The 17,258-nt window shown below is 36.3% G+C and carries 12 protein-coding genes; 6 read left to right on the plus strand and 6 right to left on the minus strand.

Features of this window, described 5'->3' with window-relative positions; genetic code table 11:
- The 3 genes from LDK52_RS05455 to LDK52_RS05465 form a co-directional block, all read left to right on the plus strand.
- Positions 1-1,284 (plus strand): IS3 family transposase gene (locus LDK52_RS05455; RefSeq protein ID WP_277584941.1). Its coding sequence is split into 2 segments (ribosomal slippage), with 1,285 coding nucleotides annotated over them: positions 1-332 and positions 332-1,284; the frame shifts between segments, so codons are not numbered across the junction. This gene is flagged as partial in the annotation.
- Positions 1,285-1,772: 488 nt separating this feature from the next.
- Positions 1,773-1,997 carry a hypothetical protein gene (locus LDK52_RS05460; protein WP_407081792.1) on the plus strand — a complete coding sequence of 75 codons (225 nt, stop codon included), beginning with the start codon at positions 1,773-1,775 and terminating at the stop codon, positions 1,995-1,997.
- An 88-nt stretch (positions 1,998-2,085) separates the two neighbouring features.
- Positions 2,086-2,520, plus strand: coding sequence for a YusW family protein (locus tag LDK52_RS05465; protein ID WP_277584943.1), 435 nt, complete (start codon positions 2,086-2,088; stop codon positions 2,518-2,520).
- 204 nt (positions 2,521-2,724) lie between these two features.
- Here the strand turns inward: LDK52_RS05465 and LDK52_RS05470 are convergent, their stop codons facing one another.
- A complete protein-coding gene (locus tag LDK52_RS05470) occupies positions 2,725-4,461 on the minus strand; it encodes a methyl-accepting chemotaxis protein (RefSeq protein WP_277584944.1) in 1,737 nt (578 codons plus the stop codon).
- Between the two features lie 361 nt (positions 4,462-4,822).
- Between LDK52_RS05470 and LDK52_RS05475 the strand changes: the two genes are divergently transcribed.
- Complete coding sequence (locus tag LDK52_RS05475; RefSeq protein WP_277584945.1) at positions 4,823-5,668, plus strand: YflT domain-containing protein; 846 nt, start codon at positions 4,823-4,825, stop codon at positions 5,666-5,668.
- 99 nt (positions 5,669-5,767) lie between these two features.
- A complete protein-coding gene (locus LDK52_RS05480; RefSeq protein ID WP_277584946.1) occupies positions 5,768-6,688 on the plus strand; it encodes an exonuclease domain-containing protein in 921 nt (306 codons plus the stop codon).
- Positions 6,689-6,851: 163 nt separating this feature from the next.
- Here LDK52_RS05480 and LDK52_RS05485 read toward each other — a convergent pair whose 3' ends face one another.
- On the minus strand, positions 6,852-10,583 hold the full coding sequence (locus LDK52_RS05485; RefSeq protein WP_277584947.1) for a DUF6359 domain-containing protein: 3,732 nt from the start codon (positions 10,581-10,583) through the stop codon (positions 6,852-6,854).
- Between the two features lie 463 nt (positions 10,584-11,046).
- Between LDK52_RS05485 and LDK52_RS05490 the strand changes: the two genes are divergently transcribed.
- Positions 11,047-12,726, plus strand: coding sequence for a methyl-accepting chemotaxis protein (locus LDK52_RS05490; protein ID WP_277584948.1), 1,680 nt, complete (start codon positions 11,047-11,049; stop codon positions 12,724-12,726).
- Positions 12,727-13,061: 335 nt separating this feature from the next.
- On the opposite strand, the gene LDK52_RS05495 is transcribed toward LDK52_RS05490, so the two are convergent.
- From LDK52_RS05495 to LDK52_RS05510, 4 genes are read right to left on the minus strand one after another with little or no spacing between them, the layout of a single operon-like run.
- The gene (locus LDK52_RS05495) at positions 13,062-13,976 is read right to left on the minus strand and encodes a hydroxymethylglutaryl-CoA lyase (RefSeq protein WP_277584949.1); all 915 of its coding nucleotides are present in this window, start codon (positions 13,974-13,976) and stop codon (positions 13,062-13,064) included.
- 19 nt (positions 13,977-13,995) lie between these two features.
- Positions 13,996-15,351, minus strand: a complete 1,356-nt coding sequence (locus tag LDK52_RS05500; RefSeq protein ID WP_277584950.1) for a tripartite tricarboxylate transporter permease — start codon at positions 15,349-15,351, stop codon at positions 13,996-13,998.
- Positions 15,348-15,794 (minus strand): hypothetical protein, encoded by a 447-nt coding sequence (locus LDK52_RS05505; protein ID WP_277584951.1) that lies wholly within the window; start codon positions 15,792-15,794, stop codon positions 15,348-15,350. The genes LDK52_RS05500 and LDK52_RS05505 overlap by 4 nt, the downstream gene beginning before the upstream one ends.
- A gap of 1 nt (position 15,795) precedes the next feature.
- A complete protein-coding gene (locus LDK52_RS05510; protein WP_277584952.1) occupies positions 15,796-17,064 on the minus strand; it encodes a hydroxymethylglutaryl-CoA reductase, degradative in 1,269 nt (422 codons plus the stop codon).
- Positions 17,065-17,258 lie beyond the last annotated feature (194 nt).

The following is a 17,258-nucleotide window of genomic DNA, read 5'->3' on the forward strand; positions in this document are numbered from 1 at the left end:
CAATCTGAATGTCGGATCCGTATCTGATCGAGCTATTCAATATACAGCGGAATTTAAAATTCGTGCGGTAAAGGAAAGTCAGGCAGGAAAAGGTCCTAAACAGATTTTTGAAGAGAATGGTTTCGACTTAGATATCATCGGATTAAGGAAAGCTCAAAGTGCACTGAATCGTTGGCGCAAAACCTTTCATACAACAGGAGAACAGGGTTTTTTAGAGGAACGTCGAGGAAAAGCAAGCACTGGGCGTCCAAAGCTGGAGAATCTATCAGCGGATAAAAAATTAGAAAAAGCAGAAGCTCGTATTAAATATTTAGAAGCTGAATTAACGCTACTAAAAAAGCTCGACGAACTGGAAAGGCAGGCGAAGAAGAAACGATTTTAGCACCACACGTAAAATACCAAGTAATCAACGAAGTGATTCGCCAATATCAACTTCAGGATAAAATAAGCTATTTATGTGAACTGACTAGTGTTAGTCGCAGTGGCTATTATAAATGGCTTCAAACAACGGAAAAGCGCGCGATTTCAGAGGAACAAGATTATCAAGACTATTTGTTGGTGAAGTGCGTGTATGATGCCCACCGTGGAAAGTCCGGTTATCGTATGCTTTATATGGAACTAGCAGAGCTGTTAGAAGTCCCGATTAATCATAAGAAAATTCTTCGCATTATGCGCAAATATAATTTCTTTGCCAAAGTACGCCGTGCGAATCCGTATCGCCATTTGGCAAAAGCAACCAAAGCTCATAAATCGGTCCCGAATATACTAAATCGTCAATTTAAACAAGATGAACCAGGGAAAGTTCTTTTAACAGATATTACATATTTACCACACAAAAGTGGGCAAATGGCTTATTTATCTTGTGTAAAAGATGTGGCTACACGTGAAATTTTGGCGTATGAACTTTCAACGAGCTTGAAGATGGGGATTGTCGAGCGCACCATACAAAAGCTTGAAGAAGCATTAGCGGGTAACATCCATCCAGAAGCTATGATTCATTCAGATCAAGGTTTTCATTATACACATCCAGATTATCAAGAACGCGTAACGAAAATAGGTCTTACGCAGTCTATGTCACGCCGTGGTAACTGTTTAGACAACGCACCAATGGAATCGTTTTTTGGTCATTTAAAAGATGAAGTGGATTATAAAGACGCGCAAAACTTAGAAGAATTGAAACAGATGATAGGAAATTATATAGATTATTACAACTCAGAACGAAAGCAATGGGATTTAAAAAAGATGGCTCCGGAAGCATACCGAAACCATCTCATCGCAGTCTAAACTACAAACTCTCTTTTTATTAAGTTGTCTACTTTATAGGGCTCAGTTCATCAGTCATGTTCTCTACTCTTTTTATTGTTTAAATTATAAAATTTAGCCAACTGGATAAACTTATACAAATGAAACTCTGACCAGACTCCAATGTAAGGATCGTCGCAGCAAGCGTTTGCGCTTTTGTACTATAAAAGTGGACAGCATCTAGATGTGTTCTCTTTTTTTGTGCCTCAAATAGGAGTATTAGTAAAAATTTCAAATTGTTTTGCTATTTTATTGCGAGAACCTTTATTTCTCATTAAAAATGCAGCCCAAAGTCCAAGTGTAGTAATTGCCATTTTGTTTTTATTTATATATTATTTTCCTCCTCTCATTTGTTTTGTATATATTGTATTCCTACATATATTGATATTAAATAATCGATTGGCGGAGGTTTAGTGATTCAAAATAAGGATAAACAATTTAAAACAGATTAAAGAGGAGTGGAAGTAATGATGAAAAAGCATTCAGAAGTTAAAGATAAACAAGATATTGCTGGACGTATTATGGATAATCCCGATTTATTAAATACGGAGAAAGAAAGTATCTTTGACATGGATGAAGATATGAAGACGGTAGATGCAATCCCGGTAGAAGAGTTAAATGAAAAGGTGAAAGATGAGAAAGATAAGCGAGGTACTAAGTCAACATCTGCGAGTGAGAAACGTTTTCCAGGATAATTTTTTCGAGAGTTGTTTATTTTCCATGAATAATGGCGATAATTTTTAGGATTAGATTAATATTAAAAAGAGGAGTGTTTCAGTCAGTATGAAAATAAAAAAATATCCGTTAATCGGTAGTGTTATGATGTCTTTCTTATTATTAGGGGCTTGTGGGGATAAAGAAGAAGTGAGTGATGCCCCAGATAAAGATACTGCCCAAAGTGAATTTGGTTTTCAATCATTTGACTTGGATGTGGATACAGCCGATCAAAAGGATGCAATTGAAGCCTCTTTTGATATTGATATATCAGAAACAGAGGCGGAATACGTTAACCAAATAGAGTCCAAAAACCTTTCTGGCAATGATGCTTATGTAGAGTTGGAACCAATCTTTAAAAAAATTGGCCTAACAAAAGATATGAGTAAAGAAGAAGTAATTGAAAAGGTTACTCAAGCATTTGGAGTAGAAGAATATACAGAATTCGATTTAGAAGTAGAATTTTCTGACGGGGATAACCAAGAATTTACTGATAGAAAATAAAAGATAAAAGCCTTGAGATACGATGAAAATCGTTTCTTGAGGCTTTTTTTAAAGAAGGCTATGTTAAAGATAAAGGTCATCATCGTTCAATACTAAAAGAAGTAATGAGGTCAATTCTACTCAGAATTAACCTCTCTATTTGTTCAGGTATATTATTTCTAGAATAAAACCATTTGTGCCTCGTAACCGTAATAAGCATATATATTAGCTGAACTGTTGAATGGATTTTTCAAGTTCTAATGATGTTTTACGTAAATTATCCATCGTTTGCTCAAGTGTTTGAACGGAATCAACTTGTTGGTCCGTAGAAACTGCAACTTCCTTAGTTGAAATTACCGCTTGATCAACTAAAGATTTAATGACTTCAGTTGAAGCTAATAACTCTTCTGAACTGGCCGAAAGCTCTTCTGTTACTGCTGAGACATCTTGAATTTCAGTATTTACATGGTTTACAGATGTTAAGACTTTAGATAATGAGTGACCGATACCCTCAACAGACTCGGTGCCCGCTTTTACTAAAGATACGGATTTTTCCATCTCTATCAAAGCTTCAACGGTTACATTTTTAAAACTTAAAATATGTGCTGAGACTGTTTCTGCTGAAGTTCGTGATTGTTCAGCCAATTTTTTCACTTCATTAGCGACAACTGCGAAACCTTTTCCGAACTCCCCAGCTCTAGCGGCTTCAATTGATGCATTTAATGCTAACAAATTCGTTTGATCGGTGATGTCTGAAATCACACGGATGGTTTCTTCAATATCGGAGTACCCACTAGCCAATTTGTTGATTAATTTTTCCGTAGAAATAACTGAACTCTCTACTTCTTCAATTTGTTTTATGACTGAATTAGACTGGTCATTGCTCTTTTGAACTAAATCCATCATTTCGTTAGAAGATTCAGCAACTGTCGTAGAGGAGTCAGCAATACGTTGAATACCGATTGTCATTTCTTCCATTGCTTGAACAGCTTCATCATTTGAATGCTTTTGATGCTCGCTACCTTTTGCAATGGAGTAAATATTCGTTGTAATTTCGTTGTTTGCAGATTTAACAGTCTCGATAATTTCGTCTAACCTTTTTGCTTCAGATAACACTGAAAGAGTAGACTCTTTTGTTTGTTTTAAAAGGCCATCCAATTGATTCATAGCTAATAAATAGTGATGCGTCAGTAAGTGAATTTCATCATTACCAGACGATTGAATCAGGCGAACTTCGTCTGCCGCAGCATTAATTTTTCCGTCAGCGAGTAATTGAACTGATTTTGTTAAAGTAGAAATTGGAGCTAATCTTTTTTTAATATAAAAATAAACAACAACTAGTATTCCGGCCATAATTACTAAAAGGATAGCGGATATAAAAGGTAAAATTGATTTAATTACTCCGTTTTGAATTGCTCCTACATTAGTAGCAGCAATATCAACACCTAGGATACCTAAAACTTCACCATCTTCATTTGTAATTGGTGCAAAGGCAGATAAATATTGACCATAATCAGGATCGTCAATTAAAGAAGTACTATCTGTTTTTCCTATTAATACGTTTTCAATATCTGCAACAGTTGTACCAGTAGTTTCTGTTCCAATTGGAGCAGCCATTTCATCGCCCTCGGCCATTCCATCAATTAGAATTTCTAATTTTGAATCGGTTGCTTCAAGCGTATAAACATACATAGCACCAGTTTTATCACGATAATCATTTAAATTGTTTCTGATTGTCCAATAGTCAGGTGATTCGCTTTTATTCGTAATAAACTCTTTGTAGCTATCTTTGTCAACATCCTCTGCAATAAGTTGTGCAGTCTGGATACCTTGAGACCGAATGGTTTGTTCAACTGCAGATTTTGTTGTGAAGTATAGAAAAGCAAGAAATAAAATAAGTAGTGCTAGTATCGCTATTCCAAAGAAAAGAATAATTTTCGAACTTAATTTTCTTGGTTTCAAAATGGATCCCCCTAATATCTGTTCTTACTTATATCGGCTTGCAACATTATCATTTGAAGTTGTTTTGTCATCAGTCATAAAATAGGCCATCAAAATAAAATGAGCTTGGAAACATATTCAACTTATTTTTTATGTGCTTTTTAAATCAGGCTTTAGCAAAACGTCTGTCCAAATCCTTTCGAAAATGATAGAAACAGGTTTTGATTTTTGTCCGGTTTTTCTTAACTTTTCCCAAATAACCGTTTGTATTAGAATAATTACGTTTTCATTACAAAGTGATTAACAATTGCTACATCGTGTTTAGGTTCTATCTCGAGGGGGGTACGTATGAAATAAGACTAAATTTTGAGGAGGCAACACCATGAACATTGAATCGAATAGACGAATTGAAATTGCTCGTACGGAAGAAGAGATGTATGAAAAATTGGAAGGCCTACAAAATCAGGGTTATGCAGAAAGTGATATACATGTAATTTCAACTGAAACTGCACACTTAAATACCCTTAATCGTCATTCAGAAGTTTCTACACATGAGACTGGAACATTTATGGATAAGTTCAAATCTTGGTTTACGGGTGAAGATGCTATAGCAGAAGGACTACGTAAATTAGATTTAAGTGAAGAGGAAAGAACAAGATATGCGGAGGAAGTAGCAAGGGGAAGTATTGTTCTCTACACAGATGTTCTCACGGTTAACGATGAACCAATGTACGGTACACATGCAGATGAATTTGAGCATGAGTATACAGATACAGTTGGTACAGATGTCGTACAAAATCGTTTTATAGAAAACGAAGAACCAATTAGCAATTATGCTAAAGAGCAGGGGTTCACACCATCTAATAATGAGTTTGTAAATGAAACAGATGGTCGCTTTGATGAACCGCAGGATCGCTTTGAGCGTGGGGAGACTTTTGCAACTGACCCACATTTAGCTAGAGAAGAGAATCATATGGGACATTCTATGCAGGAAGATAGAGAAGTTAGGGAGTCTCGTCCTACGATTGGTGAGAGTATTACAGTAGAAGAAAAATCGTATGGCGCTCATTCTCCGGGAGCCGATCCTAATCTAGGTCCGGCAGCATTTGGGAGTGAAATGGTAGCGGAAGAAGAAGAAGAGGAAAGACTTTCTCATGATCAATATGAAGAAAAATTGGAACATCAAAAGAAACTAGATGATATACCTCCAACTAATAGACTTTACTAATTTTATTAAATTATAGAACCTCTCTAATTGGAGAGGTTCTTCTTTGTATTCTATTATGAGATAATGAGAGTCAATCTAACAAAATGAGGAGACGGAAAAGTGGACTTTGTAGCTATCGATTTTGAAACGGCTAATAGCCTTCGTTCTAGTGTTTGTTCAGTTGGAATCGTGCAGGTTAAGAATGGGAAAATATATAGAGAAATACAATCCTTGATAAATCCTTTAAGTGAATTTTATTATTATAATACAAAAATTCATGGAATTACCGAATATATGGTACATGGTGCACCAACCTTTGAAGAATTTTGGCCAGAGATGAAAAGTCTTATAGAAAATCAAGTGGTCATTGCTCATAATGCTAGTTTTGACATGGGTGTTTTACAGGAATCATTACGTCAATTTCATGAGCCTTCTCCAAACTTTGAATATGGGTGCTCTTTTCGAATTGCCAAAAAAGTTTGGCCTCAACTATATAATCATAAATTATCAACTGTAGCGAACTACTTAGGTATTAGCTTAAGACATCATGATGCTTTAGAGGATGCGCGTGCCGCTGCTATTATTACAATTGAAGCGATGAAGAAAACCCAAACAAATTCAGTTCAACAACTGGCAAAACTACATAATGTAAAAATGAACTCTTCGATTCAACCTAAGAAGCAATTACCATCCCAGCGCAGAGATAAAGCAGATTTAACTATCGAATTTTTAGAACCGGAAAGGTCAGAGCTAAATTCCAAGCATCCATTTTACGGAGCTCAAATTGTTTTCACAGGAAGAATGCTTTCTATGACAAGATCAAAAGCAGCACAACTGGCAGTGAATTGTGGAGCAGTTTGCAAAGGAGCAGTCGACCATCAAACCAATTACTTAGTAGTGGGAGATAATGATTTAGCTAAATATCTACAGGGCATTAAAAGTACCAAAATGCAAAAGGTAGAAGGCATGATTCAACAAGGGCATCCAATGGAAATCGTTGGGGAGCAAGACTTTTTAAGATTAGTTCGGCATTCATTTTAAATAGTCTTGAGGAAGATTTCATTATTTAGAGGAGAGGAGGGGGAGTAACCTACATTCATTAGTCACTGAGTTTAACTCAATTGAGTTACCGAGTCATGGAAAATATTAAAATGATATAAAAAACGAGAGTCATGACGCTAGTCACGACCCTCGTTTTTCTGCATTAGTTACTTAATTTTTTGAATTTCCATTTCTTCGACTTTTGATCGTAGGAAGCTTCTTCTGTTGTTACTTTATTGCCTTCTGTAGTGATGATAAAGTAGTCGGAAAAACCTGTTGTGATTGGTTTGTTATTACTATCAAGGAAAGTCATATCTTTTAATTTCAACTCGTCTTTAATCTTGTGCTTGTTCTTTTCTTTCAATAACCCTGGAGGAATATGATAATCCAGGTGCAAGGTAAACTGTCCACTTGCCGCAAGTACATCGAAATTTTTAGCGGTTATCAAGAATGTTCCATTAATCAGCTCGATTACTACATCTTTATTTGCAGCATTAATCTTGCTTGTAGCTTCTTTTGTAAAACGGATATTAACATCTCCGGCATTATGCATCACAGAGCCGTCTACTGTAATTACCTTCTTAGAAGTGTCTACTTCATCTTCCGTAATAACAGCTTCGCCATCTTTATCAGACTGGACAGTTACAGTAATGGTTACAGAGTTATCACCGTACGCAGCTGTAATATTAGTTGTTCCAGCTGACTTGGCAATTATTACCCCTTTATCTACAGAAATAATCTTACTATCGAAGTTACTGTAAATTGCTTCTGAAGTAATATTTTTTGTTGTAGTAGTGCCATCCTGCTTTGTAGATGTTTCGATAAGTTTAATGTTAGACTGTTGACCTATTTCTAACTCAAATGCTGTTTTATCAGCTGCAAGTGTTTTAGTTTCTGGTTCGCTCAAATCTACTTGAATCAGGATAGGATCATGGTCAGATGCACGACCGTGAATATCCATATAATTAGCGTTAATATGAATCATATCCACCACAGTTTTATTTGCTAAATTATTTGTTACTAGAATATGGTCAAGTACCTGGTTATTGCCTTGGTAGTAATATGAGAAACGATCGCCAGCTGGTACTTTTTCCACCATATTCGTTAAAATTCCACCTTTAAGTGCTGCAAGAGTCGGAGTGAATTCAAAATCATTCATATCTCCAGCAACGATTACATTTAAATCTGAGTCCTTTTCAAGGCCTGCTTGGATGAAGTTGTTAATCATCGTTGCAAGTTCAATTCTTTCTGTTTCTGAGCCAAGGAATGGAGGTTGGTTTTTACCGAATAAAGGCTGATCCCCACCTTTGGAATTTAAATGTGCGCCAATTACGACTACTTTTTCTCCTTGGAACTCAAATTGTGCAGCTAATGGCTTACGAGTATTCCCTTGTGGTAAATCAAGAACTCTACCAGGGTTCAAAGTAAGATTTCCATTTTCATCCCACGCAACTTTATCCGTCGAACTGCCTTTTGTTCCTTCTGTTAGGGATACACGATCAGGGTTATAAAGGTAACCAACACGAATGTTCCCACCTGGTTGTCCCCCATCTTGATCATATTCTGGTGCAATGTCAGTCCAAGCGTATGTTGGTCCACCAGCAGCCACAATTGCAGCGATTAACCGTTCATAGCTAGCTGAAGCATCAGTATTTCCAGATGCAGTAGGCCCATCATTATCTTGCACTTCTACAAGCGTAATAATATCTGGTGATTTCATATTCTCCACGAAAGACTTTGCAATTTTTGCAACTTTTTCATCGGGCGTGTTTTCAGTGTTTGTTGAGAAATTTTCAACATTGTATGCTGCTACAGTTAATTTATTCTCTGTAGGTACGATATCCCTCACTACAGTTGGTTTTTCAATACGAGTAATTGTTGGAAGAGTAGATTCCTCTGTCCATAGCTTGAAGTTACCAAAGCCGAAGCCCATCACCCCAACAATGTCACCTGTATAATAATCGCCTGATTTTGCATCATATTTTTCATTTCCTGTTAATACTAATATTTTTTCAGGATTATAGTCATTCGAAGAAATATTAATTCCGCCTAGTACATTGAACTGTGTATTAGTGGAGTTCCCTGCGATTACAGGTATTTCTCCATATGCTTGTGGCCCAATGACTCTTGCATTAGGTACAGCAATACGCATTAATTCGACAGACTCCCAAAAGTCAATTCCATCTTCTAATGGATCAAATATCGTTAAACCATCATTATCAATGATCTCAGTTGGAGGGAAAATATCTTCTCCAATTACTAATGGTGCAGGTAGTTCTGCAGTGCCAGATTTAGTAGCAGATGTTGCACGAATTCTAGTAATAGAAAGATCATTTACTCTCATATCTGAGTAACCCTCGTAGTACCATTCCTCCACGGTACCAGCTACTGTAACTAAGTCTCCAATTGCCAATCCATTAGAAGCTTTGTTGACGATTATTGCTTCAGATGTTGTATTGTCTTCATCCGGATTAACATCTTGAATAACGAAGTTTGCTGAATTGTAAAGGTGAGTAACAACACCAGTTATCTCTTGAACTACTGCACCTTCATATTCTGAGAAGTGTGTTTGTCCTTGAATATCACGGATCGTTAGATTACTCGTTTTTAAAACATTGTATGTAAAAGTAAATACGTCAGACGTAGCATCACTAATAGCGATTGCTTTAATCGTAGTATTTTTTGATAAGGTAATTGGTGCAGTGTATAACGTGCTATTTGTAGAAGGTGTTGAGCCATCTAATGTGTAATAGATTGCAGCATTTTCAATAGGAGAGATTAAGGAAATTTCAGTTCCTTCTGTTACAGTCCCCGGGTAGATATCCGTGTAGACAGCAGGTTTATTGACTAATTCAAAGCTATCTAAACTAAGTGTTTTTACTTGGTATGTCGTGTTGAAGATGGAAGCGATACCGGAGACATGAACTAAGTCACCCTCTTTATATCGTTGTGTGAATGTATCATAATCTAGACCATTCCGATTGTCATTTCGAATGACAACGGACTCTCCATTTTCATGTGTTGCTGTGAATTCGAATGTTCCAAAGTCGTTTATTTTAGTTAAATTGGTAATCGCTACATTATTTATAGTTACTCGTTCACCTTGAGCTTCATCATTTACTCCAGCTGGAGTAATGATTTGCTGAAGAGGTAGTCCATTGTCAGAAGAGATTTTTGTTATTTTAGTAGGTTGAATTTGTAATTCGCCACTGTATGAACTAACTTTACCTTCCAGTTCCACGACATCACCTGGATTTACATCTGCAGAAGGTGTGAATGCATAAATACCGCCTGAACTATCTTGAAGATAGAATGCATTACCACCCCAGTATCCAGTGCCAGTTGTTACAGTACCTGTAATTTTGATTAATTTGGTTGGATCCGTTACAGCTCGTGCTGCAGCAATATTTTGCATCAATTCTGCTTCAGGAGCTTCAGGAGGAGTATCTCCATCAGAAATTATCGTGTGAGCAGAAGGGCTTTTAAGACCAGGAACAGAGAAGTATGCCTCTAATGAGCCTGTCACCGTTACTTCTGCTTTGAAATTTTCTGGATTGTCTTTTAAATTCAGTGCAGTTCGAATGGCCCCGGTTGGTAATTGAACTGGTAAAATGTTGGATGGATTTGTTTCATTAGGTGAATCTGCTAAACCGATATTTGTAGCTGCTGTAAAAGGGGCTTCCTGCTTGTAGGAAGTTCCAGAGTTAGCAGTTCCAACGATGTAACCTTGTACAGTTGCCGTACCTGTGTTATTTGTAATTGCTTCTGACACACTAATTGGTTCAGCTGCTTGAACACTAGGTGCAACTATAAACGGTACAAACATGGAAACTACTAATATAAAGGAAGTGATTACCTTATTATAAGCATGATTCCAAATACTCTTTTTCGACATTTTATCTACTCCTTCAACAAATTTGTATTTCGGATAGATTATAGCAAAAGAAAATGACAGGATTGTGTTAGATTTGTAAAAATTAAAATATTCCAATAAAAACAGGTGAGAAGTAGGTAGAGTTAATTACTTCCTAATAAAAATTAACTATTTTCTATTGAATCTAAAGTTCTGTTAAAATGTATAATTTAGTATTATAAACACCCCTGCACCAGAAGCGATTTTAACAATTGCATACAACTCACTATTCTTATAAGTAAAGTACCAAAACACCCACCTAAAATTTGGCATTTGGATAAATCTGATAGGATTTATTGTAAGTGATTTATTTTACAAGAAACTGAAAAAACACAATTATTTGTTTTCCGTGAGATACTTGAAACCGAGATAATTTAACCGATAACTATAAAGGATATTAAAGGTTTTATATGAGAAGATTACTTGAGAGGAATGGAAGAGATTGGTGAATTTTAAAAGTATCAAAAGTAAGTTGCTATTTGCGTTTACACTAGTTATTTTTGTAGTCATCCTGTTGGGTGTTTATAATATTTCTGTGATCATGAAGGGCAATAATGAAGCAAAAAATATTGTAGAAAAAGAGCTGCCGTTATTAATTGCCAATGAGCAGATGGCGTTAACAATGGCAAATCGGATATCGACTGCCCGTGGTTATGTATTATTCGGTGGGGACTTCAGAGATCGCTTCGATGCATATACAGAACAAGGGAAGCAGTATGAAGGGGTCATTAGGGGCATACATGATTCTGAAGCATTTGACCAGCTGATTGAGGAGACGGTCGCTTGGCGGAAGATGATTGATACTAAGGTCTTTGATGAATATGACAGAGGAAACAAAGAAGCAGCACTACGAAATTTAGAAGCGTCCGCTGATGCAGTACGTCAAATAATGGCTGACTATGAGGAAGTGGCGAAAAATAGTGAAGAGACTATCAAGAAAACGGAGCAAGATATAATAGCTGGAGGGGAAGCTACGCTACGGATCGTAACAATCGTTACCATAGTAGTCATTTTATTTAGCATAGCCATAGCTGTTTTAACTGCCAATACGATAACCAAACCGGTAAAAGTGGTAATGGAACGGATGAATAGGATTGCGCAAGGCGATTTAAGTGGAAAGTCTATTGAAACAGAGTCTAAAGACGAAGTGGGTCAACTTATACATGCTACAAATGAGATGAGTAATAATATGCGTCAGTTATTAAATGAAATCAATATTGTTTCTGAATCCGTAACGGGGCAAAGTGAAGAGTTAATCCAGTCTTCTGATGAGGTAAATGCAGCTTCCCATCAGATTGCTGTTACAATGCAAGAACTAGCTATGGGTATAGAGGGAGAGGCTAAGAGTGCGACCGAATTGGCAGTAATTATGGAATCCTTTACACGTAAAGTGGCAGAAGCCAATGAAAAAGGTGTGAATATTCAACTTTCTTCAAGTGAAGTACTTGCGATGACCTCAGAGGGTAGTCAATTAATGAAATCTTCAAATGAACAAATGGTTAAAATTGACCAAATTGTGCAAGAAGCTGTTAAGAAAATCCAAGGATTGGATACCGAGTCCCAAGAAATATCCAAATTGGTTGTCGTGATAAAGGAAATCGCCAATCAAACAAATTTGTTGGCCTTAAATGCAGCAATTGAAGCGGCTAGAGCAGGTGAACATGGTAAAGGTTTTGCTGTTGTAGCAGAGGAAGTGAAAAAACTTGCAGAACAGGTAACTGTTTCTATAACTGATATTACAGACATTGTGACGAATATCCAAAATGAATCAAGTTCTGTAGCAAGATCATTGCTAGAAGGTTATGAAGAAGTGGAAAAAGGAACGGATCAAATAAATGTCACGATGGAGACATTCAATGGAATCAGCAGTGCTGTGACAGAAATGATTAATCTCATTCAAACCGTCACAGAGAACTTATCCAACATCGCAGCAAACAGTCAGGAAATGCGTGGATCTGTTGAGGAAATTGCAGCAATCTCTGAAGAATCATCTGCAGCAGTAGAGCAAACTTCTGCATCCTCGCAACAAACAAGCAGTTCGATGGAAGAAGTAGCAGGCAGCTCAAAACAACTAGCCGAACTTGCTGAAAAATTAAACGGATTAGTACTGCAATTTAAGCTTTAGTATTAGGTACCAGTCACCTGGGAAGTTAAAATCCCATTCTGACAATTATGTTGTTGGATACAAATAGCCTCGTGGAGAGAATATCTCCGCGGGGCTTTTCTTTTTAATAGATAACCGAAATCAAATAGAATAATATGCACAGAGGTAACTATAAAAAAATTATATTTCGGATAGATAATAGCAAATGAATATGACAGGATTATATGGGATTATTAAAAGTTTAAATATTTCAGTAAAAACAGGTGGGAAGTAGGTAGATAAGTTAGCATAAAAAATCAAGAATCAGACTGCTGATTCTTGATTTTTTAAATTTGTTAATTTATTTTCTTTCTTAATTACTTATGTTGAGATTCATAATATTTCACGCTATAACTATCTAAAGGTTTTTGTAGTTTATCTTGTATATACAGTGCGGCTGTATTGAGTTTGACTGGATCTATATTTGTTTTTATACCCATATTTGTGAGCATGTAGTTTAAGTCATCAGTTGCCAAGTTGCCAGATGCTCCTGGAGCGTATGGACATCCGCCCAAACCACCCAGAGAGCTATCGAATTTTGAAATACCCATCTCCAATGAAGCCAGTGCATTTGCTAAAGCAGTTCCACGGGTATTGTGAAAATGCATTGCAATATTTTCCGCGGGGTATCGTTTAAGAAGTTGCTCTAAAACTTGCTTCACTTGAACGGGATTAGCAATCCCGATAGTGTCACCTAATGATAATTCATTTATGCCCATTTCAAACAAGGAATCTGCTAATCGAATTACTTGATCAATTTCTATATTTCCTTCAAAAGGGCAACCGAAAACTGTTGAAATATATCCTCGAACCGTTTTATTAATCGAAATACTTTCTTTAACAACTTCAGATAAGACAATCTCTGTTTCTGAAATAGTTTTATTAATATTTTCCTTATTATGAGTCTCACTAGCAGAGATGAAAACAGCGATTTCATCAATACCACTTTCTAATGCTCGGAATAACCCTTTTGTATTTGGAACAAGGGCAGCATAAGTGACGTCTGGATTTTTCTTAATATGTTTTGCTACATAATCTGCATCCGAAAGTGCTGGGATCCAAGTCGGATTTACAAAAGAAGTTACCTCTATATAATTTAACCCTGTATTAGATAAGTGATCTATCCATTGTATTTTATCGTCTGTTGGAATAAATGTAGTTTCATTTTGTAATCCATCGCGTGGTCCTACTTCTCTAATGCTTACATTTTTAGGGGAATTTTGTATTGTCATATTAAAAATCTCCTTTTATTTATATTCCGAAGAGGGTCGTCATAATCCAAGTTGAAGCATAGAAAATCATAAATTGTACACCAGCCCCAATTCCAAGAATGCGATTTAGAAGACCACCAACTGCTGCCACTGTGAACGTAAGTACAATACCAACAAGTTGTGCTTCGTGGAAGGCAAGTAAACAAGCAAGTCCAATGAACATAGCAACAATAGCTTCTTGACTTACAAGCTTCATCACTAGTACAGAAGCCTTTCTTGCATAGTTCATAGAAAAAGGATAGGCGATTAACGAAGCAATAATGAGTCCAATTGCACCGTAAAGGAAAAATTCCCATGAAGTTAGGTAGGTATGCAAATTATTTATAGGGTCGACAGTGAATACTGGTGGTGCGTTAAATAATGGTGACCCTGGACCAAGAGCAACAGGACTTAGTGGAATCCCAAAAGCTATTAATGGGATGATTACTTCTGCGATATACGTAGACTCTGTTACCCCATTCATTACTGCTAAACTAGTAGTAGACTTCTTATAGGCACCTTTTGTACGGGAACCGACAATTTCACCCATTAGGGAAGTCATTCCTACAGGACTAAAAACAAAAGTAAGAGAAGAAATAAAAGTTGTAATGGAAGTGAATACTTGTTGTCTTCCAGTTAAAATTTTAAAAGGGTTCGGAAAGTATCCTTTCCACGTTTTTGTTTCAGGAGCCAGATGATATTCTTTAGGTTTATCTCTTTCAATAGTCTTTCTAGCACTAGAGGAAGTCGCGAATAATAGATCACAAAAAATCGGACCTATAGCAATTCCTAAAAAGAAACTGATAGATAAATGCTTATCGAGTATACTAAAACTCACTAAATCTAAACTTTTAATAAAGAAAGCAAATGGAATAATCATTAAAACACTTACCCATTTACCTTTAGAGAAAAAGGCAATTAAAATAGCGGCTAGTGTAAAAATTATTCCTGTTGATGACTTGAAGAAGTCAGCGAATTGACCCAAAAACTGGCCTAATAGAACAGCAGTTGGTAAAGCGATAAATGCACCAATAATTCCACCTGAAATCATTTTCCTAAGCGCTATATGTGGCATACCCATTCTTCTTAAAGTATTCGCATGATCTATTAATGGAACAGCTGTAGTATCACCGGGTATACCCATTAATGCAGTTGGTACGGCATGTGTAAGATGTTTTGCTAGAACTGCTGCCATAAAAAATGAAAAAACGGCAGCTGGAGGTGCACCAAGAAGGATTACTAACAAAGTAAGTGGGACCATAATAGCTGTCTCATCAGTACCAGATATTAATCCTATTAAAGAGAAGACAATTGCACCAAGTAATGCAAATAAAATAGCTGTAATTAGTAAACTCATTTCTTCTGCTCCTCTCTAAGTGCAAGAAAACTATTTAAAACTCCGAATTCTTCCAATTCTTTCTTAGTGATTGGATCATTTTCAATTAGTTCTAATTCTTCCAGAGGATCTAATTGTAAATCTTTAAAAACTTGTCTCATACTTTCAGAAGAGGTTTCTTCTTCAACTAGTATTCTTTTTGGTTTAAAAAGAATGGAACAAAATACTAAAGAGACAACACTACCTAAAATCCCAATAAGCAATGAGTAAGAAGCTACCATACTTTCACTAGCGATAGAAGGGAGTAACCAAAGACCGATATTGTAACCTCCTAAACTAATGCCTACGCTTATTAAAACCGCGAAAAGTAATTGATTTGGTAGAATTGTATCTCCAAGTATTTCTAAATATGTTTTTGTTTTTTTATTGAAATCATTAGTTGGTGATTTATGGTTATTTGCCATCCTATTCACCTCTTTGAGTTGCTTTAGTTATTTCTAAGATACGGTCATATCTAAGGTCTTTCTCTTTTACAGCTTGTGCGACGATTCTATCTATATCTGATTTTTTTGCGCCAGCCATTACTGCTAAGTTTCTAGCATGTAAAGACATGTGACCTTTTTGAATGCCTTCAGCAGATAAGGCCCGTAATGCTGCAGCATTCTGTGCTAGTCCTGCAGCTGCTATACAACCTGCAAGTTCTTCAGCAGAGCTAGCTCCCATTACTTTAAGGGCAGCTTGTGCAACCGGATGTGTTTTCGTTGCTCCACCAACAATCCCAACAGCCATTGGTAATTCAATAGAACCGGATAAGTTGCCATCCGCATTTATTTCCCATTTTGTTAAAGATTTATATTGTCCAGATATAGAAGCATAGGCATGTGCTCCGGCTTCTACTGCACGAGTATCGTTTCCAGTTGCCAAGACTACAGCAGAAATTCCATTCATTATTCCTTTATTGTGGGTAGTTGCTCGATAAGGATCATAATCCGCAAATTCGAAAGCGCTTACAATGTTATCGACAACCTCTTTGCCACCAAGTGCCTCTGTTGAAAAAATTGCTCTTGCGCGAACAAGTCTAAGGTCTGCTAAATTAGATATTATTTTTAATACAACTTTACCACCAGTAATTGTCTCAATAGTTGGAGAGACTGCTTCTGCCATTGTGTTAACAGCATTTGCACCCATTGCATCTTTGGTATCTACAATTAGATGAATTACTAACATTATTTGAGAGTTAGTTGGAATAATATGAACTTCTATTTCCTTAGCCCCTCCACCTAATGAAACCAATGTTGGATCTTGCAAATTACAATAAGCTAAAATTTCTTCTTTATGTTCAAATATTTTGGCTTTTGCAGCATAAGGATCTGCCACACTTAATACCTGAATTTGACCACGCATGATTGTTCCACTCATTGACGTGAAAAAACCACCATGTTCATAACTAGCTTTTGCTGCATTACTAGCAGCAGCTACAACAGAAGGTTCTTCCGTAGCCATTGGGATAAACATATCTTTTCCATTAATTTTAAAGTTGGTTGCAATCCCAAGTGGAATTCCTATTTGTCCAATTACGTTTTCTATCATTGAGTCTGCTAAATCCATCGAAAGTGGATTCTCCCCAGATAAATGCTTTAACTGATCATCTGTTAAATTGCGACCTTCCGTAACAATATCAAATCTTTCTTTAGGTGATAAACGATAAAATCCTGGAACTCTTGTGTTTGACATGACATACACCCCTTATTTTTGTGTAGTAGTATTCAACAAAGTTGAATGCTATTACACAAAAATACATTAATAATTATTATTTGTAAATACCAAATCTAAAATTTATTCAGAAATCGAAGTAAATTCAAAAAATAGAGAAATAATTATTAATGAGGATTAGTAAATATGTGAAAGGTAAAAATACGGTTAGTTCC

It is taken from the genome of Psychrobacillus antarcticus (assembly GCF_029533155.1).
GTDB classification, from domain to species: domain Bacteria; phylum Bacillota; class Bacilli; order Bacillales_A; family Planococcaceae; genus Psychrobacillus; species Psychrobacillus antarcticus.

Excerpts from the sequence above, each read along its gene's own strand:
- LDK52_RS05460 (WP_407081792.1), top strand. The coding sequence starts at position 1,773 with ATGAAAAAGCATTCAGAAGTTAAAGATAAACAAGATATTGCTGGACGT.
- LDK52_RS05465 (WP_277584943.1), top strand. The coding sequence starts at position 2,086 with ATGAAAATAAAAAAATATCCGTTAATCGGTAGTGTTATGATGTCTTTC.
- LDK52_RS05475 (WP_277584945.1), top strand. The coding sequence starts at position 4,823 with ATGAACATTGAATCGAATAGACGAATTGAAATTGCTCGTACGGAAGAA.
- LDK52_RS05485 (WP_277584947.1), bottom strand. The coding sequence starts at position 10,583 with ATGTCGAAAAAGAGTATTTGGAATCATGCTTATAATAAGGTAATCACT.
- LDK52_RS05495 (WP_277584949.1), bottom strand. The coding sequence starts at position 13,976 with ATGACAATACAAAATTCCCCTAAAAATGTAAGCATTAGAGAAGTAGGA.
- LDK52_RS05500 (WP_277584950.1), bottom strand. The coding sequence starts at position 15,351 with ATGAGTTTACTAATTACAGCTATTTTATTTGCATTACTTGGTGCAATT.
- LDK52_RS05505 (WP_277584951.1), bottom strand. The coding sequence starts at position 15,794 with ATGGCAAATAACCATAAATCACCAACTAATGATTTCAATAAAAAAACA.
- LDK52_RS05510 (WP_277584952.1), bottom strand. The coding sequence starts at position 17,064 with ATGTCAAACACAAGAGTTCCAGGATTTTATCGTTTATCACCTAAAGAA.